The organism is Mycolicibacter virginiensis (assembly GCF_022374935.2).
Lineage (GTDB): Bacteria > Actinomycetota > Actinomycetes > Mycobacteriales > Mycobacteriaceae > Mycobacterium > Mycobacterium virginiense.
Genome location: NZ_CP092430.2, coordinates 4161648 through 4174155, shown reverse-complemented (window position 1 = coordinate 4174155; position 12508 = coordinate 4161648). Strand labels below are relative to the sequence as shown.

The window sequence follows — 12508 nt, the reverse complement described above, 5'->3', positions numbered from 1 at the left end:
CGGATCAAGGAGAACAAGCAGATGGGTCAATTCGACGACAAGGTGGCTATCGTCACCGGCTCCGGTGGCGGTATCGGGCAGGCCTACGCCCAGGCACTCGCCGCCGAGGGTGCCGCGGTGGTGGTGGCTGACATCAACATCGACGGCGCGAAGACGGTGGCGGATCAGATCGTCGCCGACGGCGGCAAGGCGATCGCGGTGCGCGTCGACGTCTCCGACCTGGAATCGGCGCAGGCCATGGCGGACGCGGCCGTGGCCGAGTTCGGCGGAATCGACTACCTGGTCAACAACGCCGCGATCTTCGGCGGGATGAAGCTCGACGGCCTGCTGACCGTGCCGTGGGACTACTACGAGAACTTCATGCGGGTGAATCTGGACGGCGCACTAATCTGCACGCGGGCGGTCTACGAGCACATGGCCAAGCGGGGCGGCGGCGCGATCGTCAACCAGTCCTCCACTGCGGCATGGGTGTACTCGAACTTCTACGGTCTGGCCAAGGTTGGGGTCAACGGCCTGACCCAGCAGCTCTCCCGCGAACTGGGCTGGCGCAACATCCGGATCAACGCGATCGCACCCGGCCCGATCGACACCGAGGCCAACCGGGTCACCACCCCGCAGGCCATCGTCAAGCAGATGGTCCAGCAGCTGCCGCTGGCCCGGATGGGCACGCCGGAGGATCTCGTCCCGATGTGCCTGTTCCTGCTGTCGGACCAGGCGTCGTGGATCACCGGCCAGATCTTCAACGTCGACGGCGGACAGATCATCCGCTCATAGCCACCGGTGACGACGCAGAGCGAAGCGATGAGGAGGAATCGGAACTTATGACTGTAGCCCCGGAAGAACAACCCCGCCTCGGCTACATCGGCCTCGGCAATATGGGTGCGCCGATGGCCAAGCGTCTGGTCGACTGGCCTGGTGGCGTAACGATATTCGACCTGCGGACCGAGGCGATGACGCCACTGGCCGAGGCCGGGGCCGGCGTCGCCGGCAGCGTCGCCGAGGTCGGGGCGAACGCCGACATCATCAGCATCACCGTGCTCGACGATGCCCAGGTCCGCCAGGTGGTCGCCGAACTGGTGCCCACGGCGAAGCCGGGCACCGTCATCGCGATCCACTCGACGATCGCCGACACCACGGCCGCCGAGCTGGCCGAGGAACTCAAGCCACAGGGCATTCACGTCGTCGACGCACCGGTCAGCGGTGGTGCCGGGGCGGCCGAGAAGGGCCAATTAGCCACCATGGTCGGTGCCGATCGCGCGGTCTACGAGCAGATCAAGCCGGCATTCAAGCAGTGGGCATCGTTGGTGATCCACGCCGGGGAGCCCGGCGCGGGAACCCGAATGAAGCTGGCGCGCAACATGTTGACGTTCACCGCGTACGCGGCGGCCGGTGAAGCCATGAAATTGGCCGAGGCGGCCGGACTCGATCTGCAAGCGCTGGGCCGGGTGGTTCGCCACACCGATGCGCTGACCGGTGGTCCGGGTGCGGTCATGTTCCGCGACACCACCACCCCTCTGCAGCCGGAAGATTTCCTGTATCAACCGCTCAGCCACACTCGCGGACTCGGCGAGAAAGACCTCAGCCTCGCACTGGGATTGGGACAGGCCACCGGAGTCGACCTGCCGCTCGCCCAGGTGGCGCTCGCCGAACTCGCCGCCGGTCTGGGCGTGCCGCACTCGGAAGGACTAGGAGAGATCTGATGGACGAACTGCGCCGTACCGGGCTGGCCAAGATGAACGAGGTCTACGCCTGGGATATGCCCGACATGCCGGGTGAGTACTTCGCGCTCACCGCCGATCACCTGTTCGGCCGGATCTGGAGCCGCCCGGGGCTTTCCATGCGCGACAAGCGGCTGATGACGCTGACGGTGGTCACCGCGGTGGGGGAGAAGGACCTGGCCGAGATCCAGGTCAACGCCGCGCTGCACAACGGCGAGCTGACCGAGGACGAGCTGCGCGAGATGGCCATCTTCATCACCCACTACGTCGGCTTCCCACGCGGATCCGGGCTGAACGCCGTGGTGGAGAAGGTGATTGCCAAGCGCAACAAGGCCGCCGCCGCGGGCAAGGGCGAGGACAAGAAGGCCAACGTCGCCGCCGTGCTGGATAAGCAGAAGGGCGAGTGACCGACACCCTGCTCGCCGGACGGGCAGCCGTCGTGGTCGGCGGCAGCCGCGGCATCGGGCGAGCGGTGGCGCAGCTGCTGGCGGCGTGCGGTGCCGGCGTGGTGGTCAACGGCCGGGACCCGGGAGCGGTGCAGGACACCACCGAGGCGATCATCGCAGCGGGTGGGCGCGCCGTCGGCCTGGCCGGTGCGGCCCATGTCGAGGCGACCGCCGGAGCGCTGGTCCAGGCCTGTCGGGAGGAGTACGGCAGCGTCGACGCGCTGATCAACTGCGCCGGCGTCGCCGAACCCCCTGGCTCCTCGATCCTGTCGGTGTCCACCGAGCAATTCCAGGATCTGCTCGACGCACATTTGGGAACCGCTTTTCAGACCTGCCGGGCGGCCGCGCCGATCATGGTCGAGCAGCGCCGCGGCTCGATCATCAACAGCGGGTCGGTGGCGTTTCTCGGTGATTACGGCGGCACCGGGTATCCCGCCGGCAAGGGCGCGATCAACGGCCTTACCGTGGCGGTGGCCGCGGAGCTCGCGCCCCACGGGGTGCGGGCGAATGTGGTCTGCCCCGGTGCGAAGACCCGGTTGTCCACCGGAGACGACTATGAGAACCACATCCGCGACCTGAACGCCAGAGGCCTGTTGGATGAGATCAGCATGCGGGCTTCACTGGACCCGGCCCCGGCCGACTACGTCGCCCCGCTGTACGCCTACCTGGCCAGCGACCTGTCAGCTGAAGTGAGCGGATCGGTGTTCCTGGCCTCGGGAGGCTTCCTGGGCCGCTTCGAACGGCCGGTCCCCGCGGTACTCGGATACCGCGATCACCAGCGTTTTTCGCCCTGGACCGTCGACGAACTGCACACCATGGTGGCGAGCCGCTGACACAGCGGGGCCGTCGCTTCTTGATGCTGTCGCCACGGATGTACAGCGGCTTTCGTGTGTCATCGCACCTGGCATGACTCGTTCGGTGCTTCTGGGGCGTGGTTGTCTGGTCCACTGCGAAGCGCGACCCGGCGGGATCTGAGAGCCAGGTGTGGCTGGCGCAGGGGCGTGCTAGCGGTGACGTTGGCAGCCTCATCTTCGCTGCTCGGCCCGGAACAGCGGCCGAATCCCCTGGTGGCGAAGATGGCGCACAAGTGGACGAAAGTCGCCGCCGGGTCACCGCGGCGCCTCAGGCGCGGCCCGAATTTGTCGGACTTCGAAGGATCGGGGCCACCTTTCTCGGGCTAAATTGACGTTTCCGTTAGTAAGCCTATGAGTGATTTCACTTTTTTAGTCCATAGTGATGGACTTCATTCCCGATGTGAACGCGACCAGGCGTTTTAGGGCTGTTTAGGTCGCGAGTTTTCCACGACAAGACACTTCTCTCCGTTTTCGAGTGGCGGGTCCCGCTACTCGTCGGTAGCTTCCGTCTTCGCGGAATCTGTCCGCTTCCTCAGGTTGAGGACACGCCGTTCCGGGAGCAGGTAAGACGTGACTCGTCAGCACAACAGCAAGGCCCTTGGCCGTTCGATGGGCCAGCAGGTGTGCGGCGATGTTCTTCGTTCGTCTGGTCGGCGTGTGGTGGGTGCGTCGAGTGTTGTGGCGGCGTTTCTGGCGTTTGGGGCAGGGTCGGTGCCGGTGGCGTCGGCGGATGGTTTTGATTTCTTGGATCCGGTGTTTTGGTCGGAGTTGTCGGATCCGGGTTCGGTGTTGTGGTCGGGGTGGGCCGATCCGGGGGCGGCGGATGCGGGCGGCTTCTTGTTTGAGGCGTTTGAGCAGTTCGATGTGGCGGTGGCGTCGTTCTATCACGATGACTTGTATCTGCCGTTGTACAACCTGACGCAGGACTTTATTGCTGGTAACCAGCAGTTTTTGGACTTGATCAATCAGCCTTTTGTGGACTTGTTCGGTCGGGAGTTGATCGGTAACGGTGTTGATGGCTTCGCCGGGGCCAATGATTCGTTGTTGGGGTCGTCGGGGTGGTTCGGCAACCTTGGTGATGGCGGGTTTTTGTTTGGTGATGGTGGTGCTGGTGCTGCGGGGGTGGCTGGGATCGCTGGCGGGGTGGGGGGTGCCGGTGGTGCTGCGGGCTTGTTCGGCAATGGCGGCACTGGTGGTGTGGGTGCCGATGGTGGCGATGGTGGCGCTGGGGGTGCGGGGGGTTGGTTGTTCGGTGATGGCGGCACCGGCGGTGCGGGTGGGGCGTCACTGGATGTGTTGGTTGCTGGCGGTAATGGTGGTGCCGGCGGTGATGTGATCAGCCTGTTCGGGTTTGGTGGCACTGGTGGTGCTGGGGGTGCGGGCGCGGCGGGCACGACCGGTGTGGCCGGGGTTGATGGGGTGCTGGGTGCCCTTAATGGCACTGCGGGCGCCGAGGGCCTCACTGGTGGCCTGGGTGGCAATGGTGGCGCGGGCGGTGCGGCCGGCTTCGTCCTCGGTATCGGCGGCGTGGGTGGGGCCGGTGGCGCCGGGGGCACCGGGGGCACCGGTGGTGCTGGTGGCGCCGGCGCGATCAGCCTCGATGCTCTGGGCGGCAATGGTGGTGTCGGTGGGCTGGGTGGCGATGGTGGCGCCGGCGGCCGTGGCGGTGTTGGTGGTGTGGGTGGGCACTTCGGTGCGGCCGGCAATGGTGGGGTCGGCGGTAACGCGGGCCTGGCCGGTGATGGTGGCGCCGGTGGCCTTGGTGGTGACGGTGCCCTTGGTGGCGGTAATGGTGGCGATGGTGGCGCGGGTGGGCAGGTCGGCACGATCGCCGGTGCTGGTGGTGCTGCCGGTGAGAAGTTCATGTCCTGGATGTGGGGCAACGCGGGCCGTCCGGGTGCTGATGGCCTGGTTCCGGCAGGGGTCAGTGGCCATGGTGGGGTCGGCGGTAACGGCGGTCACGGTACCGGGGTGTTGGCTAATGGTGAGGGCGCATCCGGGGGCAATGCCGGTGCCGGTGGTGATGGTGGTGCGCACGGCAACGGCGCCACTGGTGGTGTGGGCGGTAATGGCTTCACCGGTCTTGCTGGTGCTGATGCCAGCACGGCGGGTGGCTCGGGGATCTCCGGTGGCAATGGTGGCCATGGCGGCAATGGTGGTGCCGGCGGCTCCGGTGGTGCGGTGGCCGGTAACGCCGGCAACGGTGGTGCTGGGGGTAAGGGCGCGGCCGGGGGAGGCGGGGGCTCCGGCGCTGATGGCGCCACCGGTTCGTTCGCTAATGGCGGTGATGGCACGGGTAGTGCCGGTGGTGACGCCGGTAGTGGTGGGGCCGGCGGTAATGGTGGTGCCGGGGGTGCGGCCGGTACTGCGGCGCATGGCACCGCCGGTAGCGCGGGTGCGGGCGGGGCGGCTGGTGATGGTGGCAACGCCGGGACCGCGGGTGCCGGTGGTGCGGGTGCGGCCGGCAGCGCCGAGCACCCGGATGCCGGTGATGGTGGTGCCGGCGGCAAGGGTGGGGACTTCGGTGCCGGCGGCATCGGCGGCACCAACGGTGACGGCACCGGCACGGGTGCTGACGGGCTCGATGGTGCGGGCAGTACCGGCGGCAATGGTGGTGCCGGTGGTAACGGTTTCTTGGGCACTAATGGTGTCGCCGAGGCTATTAATGGCACTGCGGGTGGCCACGGTGGTGCCGGTGGTGATGGTGGTGTCGGGGGTGTGCTCGCGGATGGGTCGCAGGCCGCCCAAGGTGTGGGTGGTGCTGGTGGTGATGGTGGCGCCGGCGGTAATGGGTTCAACGGTGTCAACGGTGCGGTCCCGGGTGGGGACGGCACCCATGCGGGTGATGGGGGTACCGGCGGCAACGGCGGTGCCGGTGGGCACGGCTCGATCGACGGTGCTCACGGTGTCGGTGGCCTGGGCGGCAATGGTGGTAATGGTGGTCACGGTGCTGATGGTGGCGACGGCGCCAACGGTGATGCCGAGCATGCGGGCGGGTTCGCCGGCCAAGACGGCGGCCATGGTGGCAACGCCGGCAAAGGTGGTGCCGGCGGTGACAGTGGTGGTGGCAGCGCCTCGGCCAGTGGTGCTGATGGGGTCGCCGGGATTGGTGGTCACGGTGGCCGCGGTGGTACGGGTCTTGATGGGGTCAATGGCACCGTCGAGAACCCTGATGGCACGGCCGGCGCCGCCGGTGGCGCCGGCGGAAACGGCGGCCAGGGCGGCCTAGAGGCCGACGGCACCACGCAAGCCGCGACCGGTAATGGTGGTGCCGGTGGCGCCGGTGGCCGCGGCGGTAACGGCCTCAACGGCGCTAACGGTGATGACCCGGGCTCTGAGGGCACCCGTGGTGGCAATGGCGGTGCTGGTGGTGCCGGCGGTGCCGGGGGTACCGGCACGATCGAGGGTGCTCACGGTGCTGGCGGGGTCGGTGGTAACGCCGGCAATGGTGGCAACGGCGCTAACGGGGCCAACGGCGCGAACGGCACCACCGAGCACACGGCCGGGTATGCCGGGCAAGACGGTGGCGCCGGCGGCAACGCCGGTATCGGTGGTGCCGGTGGTGACAGTGGTGGCGGCACCACCGCCGCCAACGGCAGTGACGGTGCCGCCGGGAAGGGCGGTGCCGGGGGCCTGGGTGGTACCGGCCTCGATGGTCTCAACGGCAACGCCCAAAACCCTGATGGGACTGCTGGTGGTGCCGGCGGCGCCGGCGGCAACGGTGGCGCGGGTGGCTTGCAAGCTGACGGTGTGACCACGGCCGAGCAGGGTGCTGGCGGTGCTGGTGGTGCTGGTGGCCGTGGGGGCAGTGGCTTCAACGGCCATAATGGGGCCACCCCGGGTGCCGATGGCACCCGCGGTGGCAATGGTGGTGCTGGTGGTGCCGGTGGACTCGGCGGCACCGGTAGCTCCACCGGCGCCCACGGTGTTGGTGGTGTCGGTGGCAACGCCGGCAATGGTGGTGCCGGCGCTGATGGTGCTAACGGCGCCAACGGCGACGCCAACCACACCAGCGGATATGCCGGACAAGACGGCGGCAAGGGCGGCAACGCCGGCACCGGCGGTACCGGCGGCGACAGTGGTAACGGCACCACCGCCGCCCACGGCAGCGACGGCACCGCCGGTGTTGGCGGCAACGGCGGCACTGGTGGTCGGGGTGCTGACGGTGTTGACGGCACCAACGGCGCAATCGATGGCACTGCCGGGGGCAATGGTGGTGCTGGTGGCAATGGTGGTCAGGGTGGTCTGAGCGCGGATGGGGTTAGCCGCGCTGCTGATGGTGATGGCGGCAATGGTGGTGTCGGTGGTGCCGGCGGTCATGGCGCTAATGGTGGGGTCGGCGCCAGTGGTGGTGCTGGTTCTGAGGGTGCTGCGGGTGTGGCGGGTTCGATCAACGGTGGTGCCGGGGGCGACGGTGGCGATGGCACTGCTGGTACGCGTGGTGGCAATGGTGGTGCGGGCGGTTCTGGTGGTGTTGCCGGTACTGGTGCCAACAGTGGTGTTGCCGGTGTTGGTGGCGTGGGTGGTAACGCGGGCAGTGGTGGCAACGGTGGCGATGGTGGTGCCGGTGGTCGCGGGGGTAGTGGGTTTGAGCAGTCCGGTGCTGGTCTTGATGGCGGCAATGGTGGCGCTGGTGGTGCTGGTGGCGATGGTGGTGCCGGTGGTGTGGCGGGCACTGCGGGCGCTGGTGGTGTTGGTGGTGATGGCACGCGGGCTGCTGATGGTGCGGCCGGCAGTGATGGTTTGGCGGGCCTGGGTGGTGTTGGTGGTAACGCCGGCAGTGGTGCGGATGGCACCGATGGGGCGGCGGGCCGTGATGGTCTAAGTGATGGCAACACTTCGGTTGATGGTGAGGCCGGTGGCGCGGGTGGCGCTGGTGGCGATGCCGGTGTTGGTGGCGTAGGTGGCTCGGGTCGGGGCGGCCAGGCCGCTGCCGGCAGTGACGGCACCGCCGGTGTTGGCGGCAACGGCGGCACTGGTGGTCGGGGCGCTGACGGTGTTGATGGCACCCAGGCGACCGCGCCTGGTGGCAACGGCGGCGCCGGGACCAACGGCGGCAACGGCGGCAACGGTGGCGCGGCCGGAGCCGGCGGCCGGAACGCCGACGGCAGTGCCAGCGGGTTCGACGGCACGCAGGGCAACGGCGGTAACGGTGGTGACGGCGGCGATGGCGGCAACGGCTATCAGGGCCTCAACGCAGTCAACCTCGGCGACAACGGTCAAGAAGGCGGCAGGGGCGGCGCAGCAGGGGCCGGTGGTCATGGGGGAACCGGTGCAGTCGGCGGCGCCGGCGGCAACGGCGGCAACGGTGGCCAGGGTGGCAACGGTGGCGACGGCCGCGACGGTTACGACGCAGCCGGCGACGCGAACGCCGAGGCGGGTGCCCACGGCGGCAATGCCGGCGACGGTGGCAACGGTGGTGCCGGCGGTGCCGGCGGCCATGGCGGCAACGGTGGAGCTTCCACGGCAGTCGGCGGCGTGGCAGGCGCCAACGGGAGCGGCGGCAATGGTGGTCATGGCGGCGGCGCCGGCACGCCCGGCGATGGCGGCGATGGCAAGACCGGTGACGCCGCTCACCTCGCAGGCGGTAAGGGAGGTAATGGCGGTAACGCCGGTGCGGCCGGCGCGGGTGGAGAGCGTGGCGCGGCCGGGACCGGCGGCAGCGCCGGTACTGGCACTGCGGGCCAAGAGGGGCTGGCCGGTAGCGGTGTGACCGATGTCGTCGGCAACGGAGGCAACGGTGGAAACGGCTACGACGCCGGCAGCGACGACCACGCTGCAGCGAGCACCAACGGCGGTAACGGTGGTGCTGGCGGCAATGGCGGTGACCGCGGCAATGGCGGTAACGGTGGCCACGGTGGCGATGGGACCGCTGGTGCTCAGGGCGCCGACGCCCAGAATCCAGGGGCGTCAGGAAACGCCGGCGGCGCCGGCGGATCCGGCGGTCAGGGTGGCGCCGGCGGTGCGAGCGGCACCCAGGCCGGCAATGCGGGTTCCGGAGGAAACGGCGGTCACGGAGCTAGCGGTGGTGCCGGTGGCAAGGGCAATGACGGAGCTACCGGCAGCTTCGCCAACGGCGGGACCGGCAACGGCGGCAACGGCGGCAACGGCGGATCCGGCGGTCAGGGTGGAAACGGTGGCGACGGTGGTGCGGCCGGCGCACTGAACAACGGCAGCGGCAACGCCGGAGCGCAGGGCACAGGTGGCAATGCCGGCAGCGGGGGTAATGGCGCCAACCCCGGCGACGGCGGCAACGGTGCATCCGGGATCGCCACCCACACCACCGGCGGCAACGGCGGTAACGGCGGCAACGTCGGGCACGGTGGCGCCGCAGGTACGGCGGGAGTCGGCTCGAACGGCAGTGGCCAAGCCGGTACCTCCGGCAGTGCCCCCTCCGGCGTCATTGTCGGAAACGGCGGCGATGGCGGCGCTGGCTACACGCCGGCTCCGCCGGCCACCGCGGGCCAGACCGCGGCCAACGGTGGCGCCGGCGGCAACGGCGGCAACGGGGGCGATCACGGCAACGGCGGCACGGGCGGCACCGGCGGCAACGGAGCCGACGGCGCGGATGCCACCAGCATGCAGTCCGGCGGCGGCCGCGGCGGCAACGGCGGTAACGGTGGCACCGGCGGGAAGGGTGGCCTGGGCGGGTCGGTCATGGGCTCGGACGGCGAGGTCGGTGACGGCGGCAACGGCGGTGCCGGCGGCGCGGGTGCCACGGGCGAGTTCGGCGTCAACAACGGTTACGGCGGCACCGGTGGGACCGGTGGTAACGGCGGCAACGCCGGAGGAGTCGCCGGTCAGGTCGGCAACGGCGGTACTGGTGGTACCGGTGGCGATGGCGCTGACGGCGTGCGCGGCTACAACGGTGGCACCGGAGCTCAGGGCGGCAACGGCGGAACCGGTGGAGTGGCCGGGACTGTCGGCCACGGCGGTGTAGCCGGCAACGGCGGCGACGGTGGTGCGGGCGGAACCGGCGCGGCCGGCAGCGTGACGTACGACAACGGCCAAGGCGGCAGGGGCGGAACTGGTGGTCTCGGAGGCAACGCTGGCAACGGCACCGGTACGGCCGGCAACGGCGGTGTCGGCGGCGATGGTGGCGCCGGTGCCCACGGCCAAGTCGGCTACAACAACGGCTACGGCGGCAACGGCGGAAGCGGCGGGACCGGGGGGCTGGCCGGGACGGTGGGGTCAGCCGGCCAGGTGGGCAACGGCGGTACCGGTGGGGCCGGTGGAGACGGTGCGGACGGCCAAGTCGGCTACAACAACGGCTACGGCGGCAACGGCGGCAACGGCGGCTCCGGGGGAAGCGCCGCGAACAGCACTGGCCAGGCCGGCGCCGGCGGTAACGGCGGCAACGGTGGTCATGGCCACGACGGTCAGCTGGGCTACAACAACGGCTACGGCGGCAATGGCGGCAATGGCGGCAACGGCGGGCAGAACGGATCGGTCGGCACTGCCGGACCGATCGTCAGCAGTGGCGGCAATGCAGGCGACGGAGGCAACGGCGCTGACAGCACCTCGACCGCCAACAACAGCTACGGCGGAAACGGTGGCAGTGGCGGTAACGGTGGCAATGCCGGCGCTGCCACTGGCCAGGCTGGTTCCGGCGGTAACGGCGGTACCGGTGGAAACGGCCGGGCCGGCCGGATCGACGCCAACAACGGCTACGGCGGTAACGGCGGGCGCGGTGGTAACGGCGGAAACGCCGGAAGCATCGGCACTGGTGGAATCGGCGGCAACGGTGCCTACGGCGGCGACGGCGGAGCGGGTGCGGACGGCGATATTTATCGCAACAACGGCACCGGCGGCATCGGCGGCGCCGGTGGGGCCGGTGGAGACGCGGGCACCAGCAGCCCGGACGCCTTAGACGGCCGGAGTGCGACTACGCAGGGCAGCCAGAACGGCGACGGCGGCAACGGAGGCGTCGGCGGTAACGGTGCCAACGGAGTCTCCGGGGTCAACGGCGGCAGCCCAGGAGTGGGCGGCGCGGGCGGCACGGCCGGAGCCGCTGGGACAGGTGGTTCTGGCGGCCAGGCCGGTTCTGGCGGCCAGGCTGGCGCATCGGGCGCCCCGGCCTGACCCGTTTACCGGCCGGGCAGTACGCGGCCAGAGGTATGCAGCGCCATCCGCAGGGATTGACGCTATATATCCTTTGTCTCGCGCCTCGCCGATGACGAAGCGAGGCGAACTCAGAGAGGAGTAGCGCCCATGCGCGTCCTGGTGATCGGTTCCGGCGCCCGGGAACATGCGTTACTCCTAGCCCTTCGCAATGACCCCAAGGTCGATCACCTGGTGATCGCCCCCGGCAACGCCGGTACTGCGGCGGTGGCGGAGCAACGAGACATCGACATCACCTCGGCGTCGGCGGTCACCGCCTTGGCCCGCGACGTCGAGGCCGACCTTGTGGTGATCGGGCCAGAGGTGCCGTTGGTCTTGGGTGTGGCAGATGCGGTGCGTGCCGCCGGGATCGCCTGCTTCGGGCCGTCGCAGGATGCCGCCCGCATCGAAGGCTCCAAGGCGTTCGCCAAGGACGTGATGGCCGCCGCCGGCGTGCGTACCGCCCGCTCGGAGATCGTCGACAGCCCCGCTGACCTGGACGCCGCCCTGACCCGGTTCGGTCCCGATGCCGGGGAGGCGGCCTGGGTGGTCAAGGACGACGGGCTGGCCGCCGGCAAGGGTGTCGTCGTCACGGCGGATCGGGCTGCCGCCCGGGCGCATGCCGCCGGCCTGCTCGACAGCGGGCATCCAGTGCTACTGGAATCCTTCCTGGACGGCCCCGAACTGTCCCTGTTCTGCATCGTCGACGGCGCCACCGTGGTGCCGCTGCTGCCGGCACAGGACTTCAAGCGGGTCGGCGACGGCGACAGCGGGCCCAACACCGGTGGCATGGGCGCCTACGCACCGTTGCCGTGGTTGTCTCGCGAGGCTGCGGCCGGCATTGTCACCGACGTCGTCGAGCCCGTCGCGGCCGAACTCCTCCGGCGCGGCAGCCGCTTCACCGGATTGCTGTACGCCGGTCTGGCGATGACGTCGACCGGGCCGGCAGTGGTCGAATTCAATTGCCGCTTCGGCGATCCGGAGACCCAAGCGGTGCTGGCACTGCTGGAGTCGCCGCTCGGGCAGTTGCTGCATGCCGCCGCTACCGGCGGGCTGAGTGAGTTCGGGGTGTTGCGCTGGCGGGATGCGGCGGCAGTGACCGTGGTGCTGGCAGCGGAGAACTACCCCGGCCGGCCGCGTGTCGGAGACGTGATTGTGGGCGCCGAGGGCGACGGGGTGTTGCACGCCGGTACCGCACGCCGTGACGATGGGGCGGTGGTGTCCTCCGGCGGGCGGGTGCTGTCGGTGGTGGGCGTCGGAGACGACCTGAATGCCGCGCGTGCCGACGCCTACCGGATCCTCGACTCAATTCGCTTGCCGGGAAGCCACTTCCGCAGCGACATCGGCGCGGCTGCCGCCGAGGGGAAGATCCAGATCTGACCGCAGGAGG

General features: G+C 69.7%; 6 protein-coding genes. All 6 read left to right on the top strand.

Annotated elements, in window-relative coordinates; all coding sequences use genetic code 11:
* Positions 1 to 21 precede the first annotated feature (21 nt).
* Positions 22 to 774, top strand: coding sequence for an SDR family oxidoreductase (locus tag MJO54_RS20285; protein ID WP_046286455.1), 753 nt, complete (start codon positions 22 to 24; stop codon positions 772 to 774).
* Positions 775 to 821: 47 nt separating this feature from the next.
* Entirely contained in the window at positions 822 to 1700 is an 879-nt protein-coding gene (locus MJO54_RS20280) for an NAD(P)-dependent oxidoreductase (RefSeq protein ID WP_046286454.1), read from the top strand.
* Complete coding sequence (locus MJO54_RS20275; protein WP_046286453.1) at positions 1700 to 2125, top strand: carboxymuconolactone decarboxylase family protein; 426 nt, start codon at positions 1700 to 1702, stop codon at positions 2123 to 2125. Before MJO54_RS20280 ends, MJO54_RS20275 begins: the two co-directional genes overlap by 1 nt.
* Positions 2122 to 2997 (top strand): SDR family NAD(P)-dependent oxidoreductase, encoded by an 876-nt coding sequence (locus MJO54_RS20270; protein WP_046286452.1) that lies wholly within the window; start codon positions 2122 to 2124, stop codon positions 2995 to 2997. Before MJO54_RS20275 ends, MJO54_RS20270 begins: the two co-directional genes overlap by 4 nt.
* A gap of 591 nt (positions 2998 to 3588) precedes the next feature.
* On the top strand, positions 3589 to 11100 hold the full coding sequence (locus tag MJO54_RS23675) for a PE family protein (RefSeq protein ID WP_275564472.1): 7512 nt from the start codon (positions 3589 to 3591) through the stop codon (positions 11098 to 11100).
* A gap of 129 nt (positions 11101 to 11229) precedes the next feature.
* Positions 11230 to 12498, top strand: a complete 1269-nt coding sequence (gene purD / locus MJO54_RS20235; protein ID WP_046286851.1) for a phosphoribosylamine--glycine ligase — start codon at positions 11230 to 11232, stop codon at positions 12496 to 12498.
* The last annotated feature ends 10 nt before the right edge of the window (positions 12499 to 12508 follow it).